Below are 17,223 nucleotides of genomic sequence, written 5' to 3' on the forward strand. Positions count from 1 at the left end.
ACTTAATCCTTTTTTGAAAATTTTAAATCCACTGAAGTGTAAAAAGAGGAAGTTTAAAATATAGATTTTCTTAAAAAATAGGCTATAAAAATTTTGAGTTTTTTAATTAGAACGAGGCTCAAAGTATTCGTAGGTATTTTGTTCTTTTTTGTCAGAAAATACATATATCCAGAGATGATGTATCAGATAAAAAGGATATTTTTGATTGCCATAGGTCTTTTCTCCAGAACGGACCTTAACGGTTATAACCCACCATCCAGGGTTCTCGAAGGAAACCACAAAAAATCCGTTTTTTGAAAGGCGAACCTTATTTTTAAGGTAAGGATAGTTTATCTGACCATAGCTGTCTTTGGGAAGATCTTCTTCGCGTAAAAACACCGGAGAAAAATATTCAACTTCTATCTCACCTGAGGATAGGGGTTTGTTTTGATACCAAACCTGTCCCCAAAAAACTCCATGTTTTTTAAACCCATAGGGTCTGGTATAAGGTTTGATTTCTAAGTCAAAACCACAAAGGGTTGGCTCCTTATTTTCCTTTAACACATGTAAGGGGGTTTTTACCAAAAATTTACCTACGGTTTTGTCTCTTAACAAAGTATAATCGCTTTCTAAACAAACGAGATGGTCTCCTTCATTATTAGGGGTAAACTTAAAATTATAACCTACCCTTTTGGTGTTAAGTGAACGGTCAAAAAATTCGGTTTTTAGAAAAGTAGGTTTTTCTGTAGTCCCGTTAGGTAGTAAAACATAAAGGTTTTTAGGGGTTTTAAGATCTAAGATTAGACCAAAGGCAGGCTCTGCTGCCCCTACATAAAAAGTTTTCTCTTTTTTTAAGGCTCCATAATTATCAGGAAGGCTGATCAAAAAAATCTTATATCCAAAACTTATCTCAGGAAAAAATAAAAAGATAAAAAGAAAAATTAAACCTAAAAAAGGCATTTTTTAGGTGAACCTGTTAAGTATCCAGGAGATGATCGCACTCTTTAGTTGAAGTTCCTGTTCAGGGGTAAGACTTGTTAACCAGTATTTTATCCATTTTTGTAGTCGGTTGACATGAAGCTTGGGAGGTTTGTCTCCATAGACTAGTTCTAAGGCTTTTAGATACCAGATAAAAATAGCTTGAAGAGGCATAAACCTGTATTCCAAGGTAATAGGATAAAGAACTTCATAAAAAGCACGGTTAGCAAACTTTTTATCTTGTTCGCTTGAGATCTTTCTGATGTTAAGTTTGGATACCGTGGTTGGTCTACTCCCCTCTTTTTCTTCTAATTCTCTCAAGGCCTCTAAGTTTTTTTCTAAAATAACCAGTTTATCTTGGTTTTGTCTGATGATTTCGTCTTGAAGGGCAAGCAAGGCTAACGGATTTTCCCTTTCTCTATAATATTTTGCCAGTTTTTGCTTTAATATAGACTTTCGTGAGCGTCCACCCATAATCTCTCCCTCTTTAAAAAATTAACCCTTTTTCTATAAAACCACATTTTAGTTTTTTTTCAACTGGTTAATCCATAGATGTAGATAAAAAGCTGATAACACTTGCTAACCCTAAAAAAGCAGTTTCTGCTTTTAATACATAAGGAGCAAGAGATAAGGATAGAAATCCAACTTTAGATAGCAGCTCCTCTTCGGTTTTTTCAAAACCTCCTTCAGGCCCGGTTATAAAAACCACGGTATTGTTTTTCTTAAACTTCAGGCGCAGCTCTTCTACTTTCAGACAAGCCCCAAGGCCTCCTAACAGTTTAAGACTCTCCTTCCAGGGAAAATCTTCTAAGAAAGTTTTCAGTTCTACCGGAGCCAATATTTCAGGCATAAATAGCCGTCCCGACTGTTTTAATGCCTGTTTAGCCTTATTTATAAGACGGGGGATTAGGTTTTTAGAAGGCTTAGCTACACTAAAACTGCTGTAAAAAGGTATAAAAATGTCTATCCCAAGCTCTGTTCCTTTTTCTACTAACCACTCGGTTTTTTCCCCTTTTAAAATAGGTAATATCCCAATAATCTTAGGTATCCTTGGTTTTTCTTCTCTTAAAAGTTTTAAGATTTTAACCTTGGCCTTAAAGTTTTTACCATCCTTTAAAATTTCCTCAATTTTAGCCTCAAACTCTTTGCCTTGTCCGTCTATTAGAAAAAGTTTGTCCCCTTGTTTTTTCCTAAGTACTTTAATTAAGTGAAAACTTTCTTCTTCTGAAAGGAAGCCTTCTTCTCCAGAAAATTCAAAAAAAAACCTATTTCCTCCTTGAAGGTTCATAAAATCTATAATACAATAAATTTTGATGGAGTCAAAAGAGCCTAATATCATCATATACAAAGCCAGTGCAGGAAGCGGAAAGACTTATAATTTAGCTTTAAACTATCTTAAGTTCATCTCTCAAGAAGGAAAGGATTCACTCAAAAAATTTCTTGCGATCACTTTTACCAACAAAGCCGCCTTTGAGATGAAACAAAGGATAATAGTGTTTTTGAAAGAAATAATAAAACAAACAGAAAAAGGAAAAACTTTAAGCTCTCAGCTTAATCTCTCACCTGAAAAAGCAGAACAAATCCTAAATCACCTTTTTTTAAACTACGACTATCTTCAGGTTAAAACCATAGATAGTTTTTTGCTAACCTTGTATAAGGCTATTTCTTATGAGGTAGGTTTGGAACCAAATTTCAGGGTAAGTACCTACCTTAGAGAAGAACTTATAGAAAAGGCTCTTACCGATTTTTACCAACAGACAGAAAAGGACCAGTCGTTAAAAAGCATTTTAGATAATTTTGTGAACACCTTAATTACAGAGAAGGAATCGCTTAAAATTAATTTTAAGAACAGCCTTGTTTCTGAATTAAAAAAACTTCTGGCAAAACTTACTTATCATAAAGAGGTTTTAACCCTTTTGAATAGCTTAAACAAGGATGAGAACGAATTAGATCGAGAAATAAAAACCTATTTTGGGTTTTATTCTGTCTTAAAAAACTTCTTGGAAAGAACTTTTTTTCGAGAAAAAGAGCTTGTTATAGGACTCTGGAAAGAAAAGATAGCAGATATTTTGTTTAAAGAAGAGGATGGACTTCTTCCTTGGGTATATGTCAAGCTTGGAAGCCTTAGAGGGGTTATCATAGATGAGTTTCAGGATACAGACCGCCTTCAGTGGGAAGCGTTAAACCCTATTGTAGAGGATTTAATAAGTAAACAGGGATTTTTAATCTGTGCCGGAGATCCTAAACAATCTATCTTCCAATGGAGAGGGGCAGATCCTAAACTGTTTGAAGAGGTTTTAAGGCTGCGTTCTTACAATGTTAAAGAAGAAGTTTTAGACTACAACTATCGTAGTAGTAAAACAATAATAGAGTTTAATAACCGATTTTTTAGCAAACTTATAAGCCATGCCCATGAGATTTTGATAGAACTTGTTTTTTCTAAATCAAATAAAGAAGAGGAAAAGGATAAAGTTCTTAAAAAACTTGTAGATGAACTTGTAGATGAGTTTAAAAACAATTTTAGGCATGTCCTTCAAAATCCATCAAATACACAACAGAGAGAAGATAAAAGTAGAGTTGAGATACGAAGGTTTAATATTGATGAATCATCTAAAGATAAAGCTATAGAAAAAACAAAAGAAGAGGTTCTCAAAATTTTAAACGAGCTTAAATCTCAAGGAGAGTTAAAGGATGTAGCTATCTTGATGCTAGAAAACGAAGAAGTAGCAGATCTTTCTTCCTTTCTTATTTCTCAGGGTTTTAATGTATTAGCCACTTCTTCTTTGCATCTTAAAGAGTCGCTGATAGCAAACGCCTTGACATCTTTACTTAAGTTTATAGCCTATCCAGAGGATGAGGTTGCCCTTGCAGGTTTCCTTTCAAGTGCTATCCTTCCAGAAGGAAAAAAAATTTTAGAAGAATACCTAAATTGGATTTTAACTAAATCCTATTTAAGTATTGCAGCGTTTTTGAAAGAACATAGAAAAGAGTTTTGGGAAACGCAGATATTGCCTCTTTTGGACCTTAAGAAAGATGCTTCTTTGTATAAAATCTGTATAGAAATAGTTAAAAACTTGGAAATAGAAAAGAAATTTTCGACAGAAATAGCAGCACTTTCTAAATTTTTGACGGTAGTTTTTAACTTAGACAGAAAAGGGGAGGGACTTGAAGAATTTTTGTTATACTGGGAAAAATATTCAGAAGATGAAATGGACATCCCCGAGATGGAAGATTGCATAAAAATTTTAACCATTCATAAAGCCAAAGGGTTAGAGTTTGAAACGGTGATTTTTCCGTTAATTTGGAAGGAAAAAAGGTTTGTTATAGACCTAAAGCTGGTTTTTCATAACGGAAAAGTATTTTACGGGAAAAAAAATGACCTTGCTGAAGAGGGTAAGTTAGGTTGGTATCTGGAAAAAGCTAAAAACCGGCTTGAACTTTTAAACCTACTTTATGTGGCCCTTACCAGGGCTAAGAAAAATCTGTTTGTTCTCCTTCCAGACCATATAGAAAAAACTAAGTTTTCTCCTTTAGTAAAGATCTTTAGAAAGGTTTACGACCTTTTGGAAAGCGAAAATCTGGAAAGCAGCAATTCTTTAAGTTCATCAAAGCTTTCTACGTAATAATCTGCATCAAGTTTTCGGTTTTTAAACGCTACCAAGGGAACTTTACAAGCTTTACAAAGGGCTTCATCTACCTTAGAATCTCCTACATAAAGAGTTTCATAAGGGGCAGTTTTAAAATGTTCTAAAATCTGGAGAAGGGCTCGAGGGTCGTTTTTGGGAACGATGCTTGCATCCATAACATAATCAAAATAATCGGTAAGGTTGAAGTGAGATAACAAAGGATAGGTAGAAGTAGTACGGTTGGTGCATAAAGCAATGTATAAGTAATTTTTGGCCCAACCTAAAAACTCCTTTAAACCTTTTTCCATAACTAAGTAGTCAAAAAAAAGCGAGTAAGAAATCTCTTTTTGGATATCTTTAGCTAAATCAAGTTTGTCTGGTATGTCCCTGAAAAGATAGGCTAAACATTCGTTTACTGAATGCATATGAATAAATTCTATCTCTTCAGGGCTCATAGGAGGTCTTCCTACCCTTTCAAGGATATAATTATAGAAATAGGTATTGGCCTGTTTTGAATCAAAAAGCACTCCATCACAATCTAAAACCAAAAGTTTGAGTGTATTCATAACCCTTTATTTTTTTCTGTTAGTCAGATAATCTGTAATGAAAAAGAGCATTTGTTTGTAGATGTTTTCTGGTAATCCATTTAGGGCGTTTTTAGCCTTATTTATATAGGATAAGGCTTTCTCTTGGGCAAGCTTAAACCCCTGATTTTTTTCTATAAGGTTTTTAGCTTCTTCAAAAAATTCCTCCTTAGGCTCAGGGAGATTTAACAACTCTAAGAGCCTTTTCTGATCCGCCTCTGAGGCTTGTTTTAAAGCATAGATTACCGGCAAGGTGATTTTCCCTTCCTTAAAATCTCGTCCCAAGTCTTTTCCTGTTTCAGTGCTTAAGTAGTCTAAAAGGTCATCTATGATTTGAAAAGATAGACCTAAGTATTTCCCAAAAATTTTTAAGCTTTCTCGTTCCTTATCAGAGGCACCTCCTAAAATCGCCCCTACTTCACAACAAGCAGAGATAAGAACCGCTGTTTTTCTGAAAATAACTTCTTCGTACACCTCCTCCGAGAGGTTTGTTTGATAAAGGTTTAAGAGCTGAAGGACCTCTCCTTCGCTCATGATAAGGGTGGTTTCAGTAATGATTTCCATCACCTCTGGGTTTCTTAGCTCACTGGCAAGTTTTAAAGCCTTGGCATAAAGATAATCGCCTACTAAAATGGTGGCTTGATTGCCCCAAAGATTTCTTGCAGCCTTTCTCCCCCTTCTAAACTCTGCTGAATCTACTACGTCGTCATGAAGAAGGGTTGCTGCATGTAAATACTCAAAAAGAATAGAAGACCGATATAAAACCTCAGAAACAGAAGGAGAGAAAAGCTTAGCACAGATTACGGCAAGAAGAGGTCTTATCCTTTTTCCTCCTGCAAAGAGGACATATTCACTTACTTGATTGATAAACGGTACTTGAGAACTAAGAAAATTTTTTAGAGCCTCTTCTATCAAAAGAAGTTCTTTTTTGATTTCTTCAACAACCATTTTGCTTTTTAAACTTTTTTGTGGAATTATAAAGTATAAACTCTTTTTTGACAATCATAATTTTCATAATTTTGAAAAATAAAAAAAGAAAGAAAATTTTTGAAAATTTAAAAAAAAGAATATTTAATAAAAATAATCGTCTTTATTAAACAAAAAAACAGGTTAAACGCCTTTTAACTCCATTGACTTTAATTCTTAATTGTTTAATAATTTGAAAATAATTCAATAATGTAGGTAAAATAATTCAACTGAAAGGAGGGTTGCTATGGAGCTTTATTTTAACAGGCCTATGCCTCATGGTGGGCGGTTGGTAGAAAGGGTTCTTAAAGACAAGAAGGCAGCTAAAAAGATCGTCCAGGCTTGTGAAAAGGCTGGTGCTGTTTATGACATCAAGCCTACCTTGCACTACAAAAGAGGCACACCTGTAAGAAACGTTTATCGTGAGATTATGTCTGTTTGTTATGGTTTTTTTAGCCCTGTAGAAGGTTCTATGACCTCTGCTGAGTTAGAGTCTGTTCTTTCAAAAAGAAGGTTGTTAAGCGGATGGGTTTTTCCTTATCCTATTCTTTTTGACATTTCCAAAGAAGACTATCAAAAACTTGGGGTTGATGCTGGAGACAGATTGCTTCTTAGGCTTAAGGGTAAGCCTTTTGCAATTTTAGACATCGAAGAAGTTTATGAGATTGACCCTGCTGAGCTTGCGGACAGAACTTTTGGTACCCCTGAAACCAATCCTGAAGTAGTAAAAGAAAAGTTTGACGATAAACATCCTGGTTGGGTTATTTATAGAAGCCATCAGCCTATCATTTTGGCTGGGAAGTTTACCATTATCAACGAGCCTATTTTTAAACCACCTTTTGACAGATTTTGGATTCCTCCAAGAAAATGTAGGGAGATTTTCGACGAAAGAGGTTGGAGAACTGCCATCGCTCACCAGACAAGAAACGTTCCTCACGTTGGACACGAGATGCTTATGAAGGCTGCTGCTTTTACCGGTGATGTGGAGCCTTGTCATGGTATTCTGGTAAATGCTATCATCGGTGTTAAAAGAAGAGGAGATTATCCTGATGAGGCTATCTTAGAAGCCCATGACATGGTTAATAAGGCAGGATACATCAAACCTAACAGACATCTTGTTTCCTTTACCCTTTGGGATATGAGATATGGTAACCCCTTAGAAAGTTTGCTCCATGGTATCATCAGGCAAAACATGGGTTGTACTCACCACATGTTTGGTAGAGACCATGCAGCTGTAGGTGAATACTATGATAAGTTTGCTACCCAGATTCTATGGCTTAAGGGTATTCCTAGCTACGGTTTTGATAAACCTCCTACAGAGGTCGAAGGTGGCTTGCAGATTAGGCCTCAAAACATGAGAGAATTCTGGTATTGTCCAAAATGTAAGGAAATGGCTTACAGTGAAAACTGTGGGCATGACAAAGAAAAACAAAAACTCAGCGGTAGCTTGATAAGAGGATTGGTTGCTGAGGGTGTTCAGCCTCCAGCTATTATCATGAGACCTGAGGTATTTAAGACCATCGTTAAATGGTGGAAAAAGTTTAACTATCCTTTTGTTAACGAAAAATATGTACAATATAAAGAAGAGACTTTAGAAGTTGATGTTCCTGATATTGATTAGTTAAAAACTTTTAAAAACATAGGGGGTGAAAACATGGAATACATTTTAGAAGTATTTTTAGATGATTACAGGTTGGCAAAACTTAAGGGCACTCCTGTAGAGGCCAATATAGAGGCTGTTTTTGGTGGAGAGTTAAAGGTAGTTAGAGTAAAAGTAGGAGAGGAGGTTAAAAACGATATCTTAAAAGCTTTTGAAACCGCAAGGATTGATTCTCGTGCCTGTATCACCGATACTCCTGTAGCTTTCAAAAGAGCTCTTTTTGAAGAGATTGTTAATCAGAAGAGTTTAGGTGAAGAGGTAGTTAAGGCAGTTTTGGCTAACATCGACAAAATCAAAGAATTAGCTGCTAAGGAAGCTGAATACCTTCCTGCTCCTGAAATAGAAACTGAGTAAAATAAATTTTGTTGGGGAAAGGGGTCGATCCTTTCCCTTGTTCTTTAAAAAGATAACAAGAGAAAAAAAGAGATAAAATAAGTTTTAAAGGCTTTTATAGAAAATTTTAGAAAAATTTGGTTGTTTTTTCAAGTTGACTTTTAATTAAAGTTGTTTATAAAGATATAAAAGTTTATAAGAATAAAACTAAAAAGGAGGTTGGCTATGCCAAGTTATGTGAACCCTGAAAAGTGTGACGGTTGCAAGGGTGGTGACAGGACAGTTTGTATGTACATTTGTCCTAACGACCTTATGATCCTTGACCCTGAGGCTATGAAGGCTTACAACCAGGAGCCTGATCAGTGCTGGGAATGCTACAGCTGTGTAAAAAGCTGTCCTCAGGGTGCTATAGCTATCAGGCACTATGCTGATTTTGCTCCGTTAAACGGAACTTGTCAGCCTATGCGCGGTACCACTGACATTATGTGGACCATCAAGTTTAGAAACGGTGTGGTAGTAAGGTTTAAGTTTCCTATCAGAACTACACCCGAAGGTTCTGCCGATCCTACAGTTGGTAAACCTGCTCCTGATCCATCTAAGATCAACACCAACCAGCTCTTTACTCAGATAGCTGATGGGGTAGAGCCCAAGAAACCTGAAGCTGTTCTTAATAAGAAATTTGAAGTTGGTGCCCTTGGTAAGGTTGCGAAATACTAAAAAATTTAAAAAATTTTAAAAATAAAAGGAGGTGGCAGCTATGCCTAAGATTTGGTTTTATAATCCTGGTTTGGCTTGTGCAGAGCCTGAAATAGTAGAAAAAGAAACAGATATTTTGTTTGTTGGCGGCGGAATGGCTGCTTGCGGTGCCGCTGTAGAGGCAGTTCAGTGGGCTAAGCCTCATGGGTTAAGAATTATCCTTTGTGATAAGGCTGCTATGGAAAGATCTGGTGCTGTGGCTATGGGTCTTTCTGCTATCAACACCTATATAGGAGAAAACAAGCCTGATGACTATGTAAGAATGGTTCGTTGTGACTTGATGGGTATTGTTCGTGAGGATTTGGTTTTTGATGTTGGTCGTCATGTAGACGATACCGTTCAGTGTTTTGAAGAATGGGGTCTTCCTATTTGGAAAAAAGATCCTAACACAGGTAAAACCTTAGACGGAGCTGAGGCTAAGGCCAAGGGTTTAACCTTAAAGGGTGGTGCTCAGCCTGTTCGTTCTGGTCGTTGGCAGATCATGATTAACGGAGAGTCTTATAAAGTTATCGTGGCTGAGGCTGCTAAAAATGCTCTTACCAGCTATGATAAGGCTGAGATCATCGAAAGATGCTTTATCGTAAGGCCTTTGTTGGATGCAAATGATAAGAGCCGCTGTGCTGGTGCAGTAGGTTTTTCTGTCAGAGAAAACAAGATTTACATCATCAAGGCCAAGGCTACCCTTCTTTCTACTGGTGGGGCAGTTAACATTTTCCGTCCTAGGTCTATAGACGAAGGAAAGGGTCGTGCCTGGTATCCTGTATGGAACCCTGGAACTGGTTATGCTATGTGTGCTATGACTGGTGCTAAGCTTGTACTTATGGAAAACAGGTTTATCCCTGCCCGTTTTAAAGATGGTTATGGTCCTGTGGGTGCTTGGTTCTTGCTTTTCAAGGCCAGAGCAACCAATGCTTTTGGTGAGGACTATGTAGCCAAACATAAGGATGAACTCAAGAAGTTTGCTCCTTATGGAGAGGCTTCTCACATCGGTACCTGTTTGAGAAACCATGCAATGCTTATCGAAATGGAACAGGGTCGTGGTCCTATTTATATGCACACTGAATGGGCTCTTCAGGAAGCCGCTGAAAAGATGGACAAAAAAGAGTTTAAACACCTCATTGCTGAGGCTTGGGAAGACTTCTTAGACATGTGTGTAACCCAGGCTGGATTGTGGGCTTGTTTGAACATCGAACCTGAAAAATTGCCTTCTGAAATCATGCCTACTGAGCCTTATCTCCTCGGTAGCCATGCTGGTTGTGCCGGTGCTTGGGTATGCGGTCCTAATGAAGATTGGGTACCTGAGGAATACAAGGCTCCTTGGAAAGAAATCGGTCTTTACAACAGAATGACTACTGTAAAAGGTCTTTTCTGTGCTGGTGACACCGTTGGAGCTTCTGGGCATAAGTTCTCCTCTGGTTCTCACGTAGAAGGACGTATTGCAGCCAAGGCTATGGTTCAGTACTGTCTTGACAATAAAGACTATACACCTACCATCAAGGAAACTGCTGAAGAGTTAAAGAAAGAGATCTATGGTCCTTGGTATAGGTTTGAAGAATTTAAGAATACTTCTACCCACTATGAAATCAACCCCAACTATCTCATTCCTCGTCATATTCAGGCCAGGCTTATGAAGCTTATGGACGAATATGTGGCTGGTGCCTCTACTTTCTACAAGACCAACAAGGTCATGCTCGAGAGAGGTCTTGACCTTCTCAGAATGCTTAAAGAAGACATGGAATATGCTGCAGCCAGAGATTTGCATGAACTTATGAGAGCTTGGGAAAACAGGCACCGTGTATGGACTGCTGAGGCTCACCTCTTGCATATCCTCTTCCGTGAAGAGACCCGTTATCCTGGTTACTTCTACAGAACTGACTTTAACGCCCTTGATGATGCTAACTGGAGATGTTTCACCCTTTCCAGCTGGAATCCTGAAACCAAAGAATGGACCTTAGAAACCTATCCTTATGTCCAGATCATTCCTGATCCACTTGGACCGTAAATAGTTAAATAGTAATAAGGGAGGGGGCTTGGTCCCCCTCTTTTTTTATTTTTTCAGAATAAAGCCCTTTAGGAAAAAGGGTTTTATTCTGAAAAAGTGTTTAGGAGGTTATAACATGGGTAAACCTATATTGGTGGTAGGTGGGGGTATAAGTGGAGTAACCGCTGCGGTAGAGGCAGCAGAGGTTGGAGCTGAGGTTGTTTTAATAGAAAAACAACCTACCTTAGGTGGAAGGGTAGCTCAACTTAGGTATTATTTCCCTAAGTTGTGTCCTCCTACCTGTGGTTTAGAGATCAACTACAGGAGAATTAAGAGTAACCCCAGGATTAAAGTATATACAATGGCAGAGGTTTTAGAGGTAAACGGGGCACCTGGAAATTATAATGTTAAAATCAAGATAGCTCCCAGGTATGTGAATGATAACTGTACTGCCTGTGGGGAGTGTGAGAAGGTTTGTGAAGGAGAAAGGATAAGTGACTTTGATTTTGGCCTTTCTAAAACAAAGGCCATCTATCTTCCTCATCCTGTAGCTTTTCCTATGAAATATGTATTAGATAAAGATGCTTTGGCCCCTGGGGATTTAGAAAGGATTATGGCAGCGTGTAAATATAATGCCATAGAACCAGAGATGAAAGAACAGATTTTGGAGTTAGAGGTAGGATCTATCATCTGGGCTACAGGTTGGAAGCCCTATGATGCTACCAAACTTGATAATTTAGGTTATGGAAAATATGCTAATGTAATCACTAATATGCAGATGGAAAGAATGGCTTCTCCTTGGGGACCTACGCAAGGAAAGATTGTAAGACCTTCTGATAATCAACCACCTAAAAAGGTGGCATTTGTTCAGTGTGCTGGTTCTCGTGATGAAAATCATCTGCCCTTCTGTTCTTACATCTGTTGTTTGGCATCTTTAAAACATAGCCTTTATTTGGCAGAACAAGACCCTGAAGCAGAATCTTATATCTTTTATATAGACCTTAGAACCCCTGGTAGATATGAAAAGTTTTTAAAGAAAGCTGAAGCTGAGGCTAAGATTAATTTTATCAAGGGGAAAGTAGCCAAAATAGAGGAAGATCCTGAAACCAATGACTTGATCGTTACTGCAGAGGATACCCTTTCTGGTAAAAAGATCAGTCAGAAGGTTGATTTAGTGGTATTAGCCTTAGGAATGCAACCAAGTTTAGCTTCTGCTGAGATTAAGGGTATAAAGATCGATCAAAACGGATTTGTGGTTGAGGAAGAAGGTATGATCAGTTGTGGTTGTGCGAAAATGCCTTTAGATGTTATGACTTCTAATGAGACTGCTACTGGCGCAGCTTTAAAAGCCATTCAAATCATAAAAAGGGGGTAAAAAATGGAAAAAATAGGAGTTTTTATATGCTCTTCTTGTAATATAGGTGATCGTTTGGAGTTGGCGGATTTAGAAAATGCAGCTAAAGACCAAGGTGCCGCAGTTGTTTATACAAAAGAATTTTTATGTTCAAAAGAAGGAAAAGCTTTTATCGAAGAAAAGATAGCTCAAGATGGGTTAGATGCTGTTTCTATATGTGCTTGTTCTCAAAGGGTAAATTACGAGGTCTTTTCTTTTGATCAAGTAGCGGTTGATAGGGTAAGTTTAAGAGAGGGAGTGGTTTGGAGTAGATTTTTGTTAGGAGAAAACGGGGAGATATTAGAAGATACTGCTGAGTATGTTAGCGGGGTTACTTTTAAAGACGAATTGATGGCTTTAGCTAAAGACTATGTGAGAATGAGTGTGGCTAAACTTCAGACCTACAAAAAGCCAGAGCCTTTTAAACCTGAGGAAGAAATTTCTAAGGTTATCTTGGTTATAGGAGGTGGTGTCGCAGGGTTAACCGCTGCTTTAGAGGCAGCAAAAGCAGGTTATGAGGTGGTTTTGGTAGAGAAGGAAAAGGAACTTGGTGGTTTTGTGGCCAAGATGAAGGCCCATTGTGAGGTAAATCCTCCTTTTCAAAAACTCGTTCCTCCTGTAGTAAAAGATTTGATTGCGCAGGTAGAGGCAAATGACAAGATAAAAGTATATAAAGGTGCAGTTGTAACCAACATCGCAGGTGCTCCTGGTTTATTCCAGGTAAAGATAAAACAGGGTGGCAAAGAGGAAGAGATAAAGATAGGTTCTATAGTTTTAGCAGCTGGTTTTAAACCATATGACGCAAGCAAGCTTGCAGATTTAGGTTATGGGGTTATCCCAAGCGTAGTGACTAACGTTAAGTTTGAAGAAATGGCTAAGAATGGAGCTTTGGTAAGACCTTCAGATGGCGCTCCAGTAAAGAGTGTCCTTTTTATTCAATGTGCCGGTCAAAGGGATGAAAACCATCTTCCTTATTGTTCTGGTTTCTGTTGTTTAGCTTCTCTTAAGCAGGCTCAATATGTAAGAGAGGCAGACCCAGAAGCCAAAGCTTTTATCGTTTATGATCACATGAGAACCATGGGTATTTTTGAGAATTTCTATAAAACTTTACAAAATGACCCAGGGGTGTTTTTAACCAAAGGTAAGGTAGTCTCTATAACTGAAGGAGAAAACGGTAAGGTTAAGGTATTGGTAGATGAGACCTTATTAGGAGAGAAGATCGAGGTTGAGGTTGATTTGGTAGTATTAGCTACAGGTATGGTTCCAGTTACAGCTGAAGAGTCTGTGCTTAATTTAGAATACAGACAAGGTCCAGGATTGCCTGAACTTGAACTTTTCTATGGTTATGCAGATTCAAACTTTATTTGTTTCCCCTATGAAACCAGAAGAACAGGAATCTATGCTGCAGGTGCTATCCATCAACCTATGACCATTCAACAGGCGATAGAGGATGCTAAGGGAGCGGCTTTGAAGGCTATTCAGTGTTTGGTTGCCATTGAAGAAGGTCACGCAGTCCATCCAAGGACTTGGGATTATGCTTATCCTGAATGGGACTTAAAGATGTGTACTCAATGTAAAAGATGTACTGAGGAGTGTCCTTTTGGTGCTTTAAATGAAGATGAGAAAGGAAACCCTCTTACTAATATTACCAGGTGCCGTCGTTGTGGGACCTGTTTTGGTGCATGTCCTCAAAGGATTATTAATTTCAAAGACTATTCTATCGATATGGTTTCAACGATGATCAAGGCTACAGAGATGCCTGAACAGGGGTATGAACAATACAGGCTTATGGCTTTTGTTTGTGAAAATGACGCCTTACCAGCTTTAGACATGGTTGCTTACAACAAAAAGCCTCTTCCTGTAGCTTTTAGGATCATTCCTGTAAGATGTTTAGGAGCGGTTAACGTAGCTTTTATAAAGGATTCTATGAGTAAAGGATATGATGGTATTCTTCTTTTAGGTTGTAAGTATGGGGAAAACTATCAGTGTCACTTTATAAAGGGTAGTGAACTTGCTAATAGACGTATGGAAAATGTAGCTGAAACATTACAACAGCTTGCATTAGAGTCAGAAAGGGTTACAATACATACGGTAGCGATAGATGAAGTAGATTTAGTAGTAGAGAAGATGCAAAAATTTACTGAAGAAATTAAAGGATTTGGTGAAAACCCATTTAAAGGCTGGTAAGGAGGATAGACTATGAGTAATGGTATTTTAAAAGTAGATCCAGATTTAAAGGCTATTCAAAAGCTACAAGAAATAGGTGGTGATACTGTTAAAAAATGTTATCAATGTGCTACATGTGCAACTGTATGTCCTCTTTCTCCAGAAGAGGCTCCTTTTCCTCGTAAACAGATGATCCTTGCCCAATGGGGGTTTAAAGAAAGACTTTTAAATGATCCTGCAGTTTGGTTGTGTCACCAATGTGGTGATTGTAGTAAATATTGTCCAAGAGAGGCTCAACCAGGAGATGTTTTAGGAGCCTTAAGGTTGATGGTGATTAAAGAAGCAGTGCCTCTAAAGTTTTTGCATACCTTTTATAACAACAGCTGGGGGATTTTGGTTTTACCTGCTATTGCTTTATTGTTTATTCTTTTAGCAACTTTGGCTACTTTTCAAGGACTTCCCAACTTTTTTGATGCCAACTCCTTCCCTTACGGTGGTCCTACCTATGATATTTGGATTTTTCATTTGCCAGCAAGGGTGTTGATGATAGACGTTGTATTTTTACCTCTTGCAGCTTTTGTGGTTATAATGCTTGCCTCTGCGATAAACAAAGTATGGAATGCCTATGTGGATACGTATAAGATACCTCAGGCCTACAGGTATGGGATGTGGACTATCTTAAAAAATTATTTTATTCCTGCTATAGTAGAGATTTTATCTCATGCAAGGTTTAAAAAGTGTAATTCTAACCACTGGAGGGCAAATCCTCATATGTTGTTGGTTTATGCTTTTATTATCTTAGCCATTACTACAGCGATTGTTTTCTTTATGGCTGATGTTTTAGGTTTCCATACTCCCTGGAATCCTCTTACCCATCCTGTTAAATGGTTAGGCAATTTTGGAGGTCTTTTGCTTCTTTATTCCATCATAGCTATAATGGTGGGAAGAGGTAAGGCTGAGGCTGAAAAGAGTGTAAAGACAAGCTATGCTGACAGTTTCTTGATCAATCTTATCTTAATTATCGGTTTAACCGGTTTTGGTATAGAGGTGGTACGTAGTATACCTTCTTTAGAATCTATAGTATCTTTAGTCTATTTAGCTCATTTGGTTGCGGTGTTTATCTTATTTTTAGGGGTAGCCTATTCTAAGTTTGCTCATTTAGCCTTTAGAACAACTGCAGTTATGTTTGATTTATACTATAAGGACATAAATCAAAAGATGGCTCAATAGTGTTTCATTCTCTTGACAAAATGTAAAATTAAGTTAATTTTATAGAGACTAAAACAAGGAGGGGTACCCGAGCGGCCAAAGGGGCCGGGCTGTAAACCCGGTGGCTTTCGCCTTCGGAGGTTCAAATCCTCCCCCCTCCACTTTTATTTATTTTTAGAAGTTGAAGCGGGCGTAGCTCAAGTGGTAGAGCATCAGCCTTCCAAGCTGAGGGTTGCGGGTTCGAGTCCCGTCGCCCGCTCTTGAATAGAGGTTTTTGGGTGCCCACGTAGCTCAGGAGGTAGAGCACTTCCTTGGTAAGGAAGAGGTCACCGGTTCGAGTCCGGTCGTGGGCTCCAGTTTTTAAACCTATTTTAGGATAGGAGGAAGGGAAGATGGCCAAGCAAAAGTTTGAGAGGAAGAAGCCGCATTTAAACGTGGGGACGATTGGGCACATAGACCATGGTAAGACCACATTAACCAGTGCGATGACGAGGGTATTGTCTACGAAGGGTTATGCGCAGTGGATTCCATTTGACAACATAGACAAGGCACCTGAGGAGAAGGCAAGGGGGATAACGATTCAGCTTGCCCATGTTGAGTATGAGAGTGACAGGAGGCACTATGCACATATAGACTGTCCTGGGCATGCTGACTACATAAAGAACATGATAACTGGTGCGGCGCAGATGGATGGATCTATATTGGTGGTTGCGGCAACAGATGGTCCTATGCCACAGACGAGGGAGCATGTGTTGCTTGCGAGGCAGGTTAACGTACCTGCGATAGTGGTGTTTATGAACAAGGTGGACATGGTAGATGATCCAGAGTTATTGGATTTGGTGGAGTTAGAGGTTAGGGAGTTGCTTAGCAAGTATGGATTTCCAGGGGATGATGTGCCGGTGATTAGGGGTAGTGCGTTGAAGGCTCTTGAGTGTGGATGTGGTAAGGAGGAATGTGAGTGGTGTGGTAGGATATGGGAGTTGATCAAGGCGATGGATGATTATATACCTGAGCCTGTTAGGGATATAGACAAGCCGTTTTTGATGCCAGTTGAGGACGTATTTAGCATATCTGGAAGGGGAACGGTGGTAACAGGGAAGGTAGAGAGGGGAGTGCTTAAGCCTGGGGAGGAGATTGAGATAGTAGGGCTTAGGCCTACGGTGAAGACGGTGGCAACGAGTTTGGAGATGTTTAGGAAGATATTGGACGAGGCATTACCTGGTGACAACGTAGGGGTGTTGTTGAGGGGTATAGGGAAGGATGAGGTAGAGAGGGGACAGGTGTTGGCAAAGCCTGGTAGTATTAAGCCTTATACAAAGTTTAAGGCAGAGGTGTATGTGTTGAAGAAGGAGGAGGGAGGAAGGCATACACCGTTTTTTAACGGGTACAGGCCACAGTTTTATTTTAGGACAACGGATGTGACAGGAGTGGTTAAGTTACCAGATGGGGTTGAGATGGTGATGCCAGGTGACAATGTGGAGTTAGAGGTTGAGTTGATCAAGCCTGTTGCGTTGGAAGAGGGTTTGAGGTTTGCGATTAGAGAAGGTGGAAGGACAGTTGGTGCTGGCGTAGTAACTAAAATAATAGAATAA

At 38.7% G+C, this 17,223-nt stretch carries 14 protein-coding genes and 3 tRNA genes; 12 read left to right on the forward strand and 5 right to left on the reverse strand.

The window, feature by feature from the left end:
- Positions 1-102: 102 nt before the first annotated feature.
- The 3 genes from H529_RS0105210 to H529_RS0105220 all read right to left on the reverse strand — a co-directional run bounded on the left by H529_RS0105210 (position 103) and on the right by H529_RS0105220 (position 2,245).
- Entirely contained in the window at positions 103-939 is an 837-nt protein-coding gene (locus tag H529_RS0105210) for a DUF4198 domain-containing protein (protein ID WP_022855482.1), read from the reverse strand.
- Positions 940-942: 3 nt separating this feature from the next.
- Complete coding sequence (locus tag H529_RS0105215) at positions 943-1,431, reverse strand: hypothetical protein (protein WP_022855483.1); 489 nt, start codon at positions 1,429-1,431, stop codon at positions 943-945.
- A gap of 67 nt (positions 1,432-1,498) precedes the next feature.
- Positions 1,499-2,245, reverse strand: coding sequence for an RsmE family RNA methyltransferase (locus H529_RS0105220; protein ID WP_028843071.1), 747 nt, complete (start codon positions 2,243-2,245; stop codon positions 1,499-1,501).
- A gap of 25 nt (positions 2,246-2,270) precedes the next feature.
- Here H529_RS0105220 and H529_RS0105225 point away from each other — a divergent pair, with 25 nt between their 5' ends.
- Positions 2,271-4,580, forward strand: coding sequence for a UvrD-helicase domain-containing protein (locus H529_RS0105225; protein ID WP_022855485.1), 2,310 nt, complete (start codon positions 2,271-2,273; stop codon positions 4,578-4,580).
- On the opposite strand, the gene H529_RS0105230 is transcribed toward H529_RS0105225, so the two are convergent.
- Both H529_RS0105230 and H529_RS0105235 read right to left on the reverse strand, forming a co-directional pair.
- Positions 4,511-5,149, reverse strand: coding sequence for an HAD family hydrolase (locus H529_RS0105230; protein WP_022855486.1), 639 nt, complete (start codon positions 5,147-5,149; stop codon positions 4,511-4,513). The genes H529_RS0105225 and H529_RS0105230 overlap by 70 nt on opposite strands.
- A gap of 6 nt (positions 5,150-5,155) precedes the next feature.
- Positions 5,156-6,115 (reverse strand): polyprenyl synthetase family protein, encoded by a 960-nt coding sequence (locus H529_RS0105235; RefSeq protein ID WP_022855487.1) that lies wholly within the window; start codon positions 6,113-6,115, stop codon positions 5,156-5,158.
- A 265-nt stretch (positions 6,116-6,380) separates the two neighbouring features.
- On the opposite strand from H529_RS0105235, the gene sat reads away from it, so the two are divergent.
- The 11 genes from sat to tuf all read left to right on the forward strand — a co-directional run bounded on the left by sat (position 6,381) and on the right by tuf (position 17,223).
- On the forward strand, positions 6,381-7,754 hold the full coding sequence (sat, locus tag H529_RS0105240) for a sulfate adenylyltransferase (RefSeq protein ID WP_022855488.1): 1,374 nt from the start codon (positions 6,381-6,383) through the stop codon (positions 7,752-7,754).
- Positions 7,755-7,787: 33 nt separating this feature from the next.
- On the forward strand, positions 7,788-8,147 hold the full coding sequence (locus H529_RS0105245; protein ID WP_022855489.1) for a DUF6955 family protein: 360 nt from the start codon (positions 7,788-7,790) through the stop codon (positions 8,145-8,147).
- A 204-nt stretch (positions 8,148-8,351) separates the two neighbouring features.
- On the forward strand, positions 8,352-8,843 hold the full coding sequence (gene aprB, locus H529_RS0105250; RefSeq protein WP_022855490.1) for an adenylyl-sulfate reductase subunit beta: 492 nt from the start codon (positions 8,352-8,354) through the stop codon (positions 8,841-8,843).
- Between the two features lie 40 nt (positions 8,844-8,883).
- On the forward strand, positions 8,884-10,884 hold the full coding sequence (gene aprA, locus H529_RS0105255) for an adenylyl-sulfate reductase subunit alpha (protein ID WP_022855491.1): 2,001 nt from the start codon (positions 8,884-8,886) through the stop codon (positions 10,882-10,884).
- Positions 10,885-10,999: 115 nt separating this feature from the next.
- Complete coding sequence (locus H529_RS0105260) at positions 11,000-12,238, forward strand: CoB--CoM heterodisulfide reductase iron-sulfur subunit A family protein (protein WP_028843072.1); 1,239 nt, start codon at positions 11,000-11,002, stop codon at positions 12,236-12,238.
- A gap of 3 nt (positions 12,239-12,241) precedes the next feature.
- Complete coding sequence (locus H529_RS0105265; RefSeq protein ID WP_022855493.1) at positions 12,242-14,443, forward strand: FAD-dependent oxidoreductase; 2,202 nt, start codon at positions 12,242-12,244, stop codon at positions 14,441-14,443.
- A 12-nt stretch (positions 14,444-14,455) separates the two neighbouring features.
- A complete protein-coding gene (gene qmoC / locus H529_RS0105270; RefSeq protein ID WP_022855494.1) occupies positions 14,456-15,652 on the forward strand; it encodes a quinone-interacting membrane-bound oxidoreductase complex subunit QmoC in 1,197 nt (398 codons plus the stop codon).
- Between the two features lie 57 nt (positions 15,653-15,709).
- Positions 15,710-15,792: transfer RNA gene (locus H529_RS0105275), tRNA-Tyr, on the forward strand.
- 25 nt (positions 15,793-15,817) lie between these two features.
- A tRNA-Gly gene (locus H529_RS0105280) sits at positions 15,818-15,890 on the forward strand.
- Positions 15,891-15,911: 21 nt separating this feature from the next.
- A tRNA-Thr gene (locus tag H529_RS0105285) sits at positions 15,912-15,987 on the forward strand.
- Positions 15,988-16,023: 36 nt separating this feature from the next.
- On the forward strand, positions 16,024-17,223 hold the full coding sequence (tuf, locus tag H529_RS0105290; protein WP_022855495.1) for an elongation factor Tu: 1,200 nt from the start codon (positions 16,024-16,026) through the stop codon (positions 17,221-17,223).

The sequence above is a fragment of the Thermodesulfobacterium thermophilum DSM 1276 genome (genome assembly GCF_000421605.1).
Lineage (GTDB): Bacteria > Desulfobacterota > Thermodesulfobacteria > Thermodesulfobacteriales > Thermodesulfobacteriaceae > Thermodesulfobacterium > Thermodesulfobacterium thermophilum.

Excerpts from the sequence above, each read along its gene's own strand:
- H529_RS0105210 (WP_022855482.1), bottom strand. The coding sequence starts at position 939 with ATGCCTTTTTTAGGTTTAATTTTTCTTTTTATCTTTTTATTTTTTCCT.
- H529_RS0105215 (WP_022855483.1), bottom strand. The coding sequence starts at position 1,431 with ATGGGTGGACGCTCACGAAAGTCTATATTAAAGCAAAAACTGGCAAAA.
- H529_RS0105220 (WP_028843071.1), bottom strand. The coding sequence starts at position 2,245 with ATGAACCTTCAAGGAGGAAATAGGTTTTTTTTTGAATTTTCTGGAGAA.
- H529_RS0105225 (WP_022855485.1), top strand. The coding sequence starts at position 2,271 with ATGGAGTCAAAAGAGCCTAATATCATCATATACAAAGCCAGTGCAGGA.
- H529_RS0105230 (WP_022855486.1), bottom strand. The coding sequence starts at position 5,149 with ATGAATACACTCAAACTTTTGGTTTTAGATTGTGATGGAGTGCTTTTT.
- H529_RS0105235 (WP_022855487.1), bottom strand. The coding sequence starts at position 6,115 with ATGGTTGTTGAAGAAATCAAAAAAGAACTTCTTTTGATAGAAGAGGCT.
- sat (WP_022855488.1), top strand. The coding sequence starts at position 6,381 with ATGGAGCTTTATTTTAACAGGCCTATGCCTCATGGTGGGCGGTTGGTA.
- H529_RS0105245 (WP_022855489.1), top strand. The coding sequence starts at position 7,788 with ATGGAATACATTTTAGAAGTATTTTTAGATGATTACAGGTTGGCAAAA.
- aprB (WP_022855490.1), top strand. The coding sequence starts at position 8,352 with ATGCCAAGTTATGTGAACCCTGAAAAGTGTGACGGTTGCAAGGGTGGT.
- aprA (WP_022855491.1), top strand. The coding sequence starts at position 8,884 with ATGCCTAAGATTTGGTTTTATAATCCTGGTTTGGCTTGTGCAGAGCCT.
- H529_RS0105260 (WP_028843072.1), top strand. The coding sequence starts at position 11,000 with ATGGGTAAACCTATATTGGTGGTAGGTGGGGGTATAAGTGGAGTAACC.
- H529_RS0105265 (WP_022855493.1), top strand. The coding sequence starts at position 12,242 with ATGGAAAAAATAGGAGTTTTTATATGCTCTTCTTGTAATATAGGTGAT.
- qmoC (WP_022855494.1), top strand. The coding sequence starts at position 14,456 with ATGAGTAATGGTATTTTAAAAGTAGATCCAGATTTAAAGGCTATTCAA.
- tuf (WP_022855495.1), top strand. The coding sequence starts at position 16,024 with ATGGCCAAGCAAAAGTTTGAGAGGAAGAAGCCGCATTTAAACGTGGGG.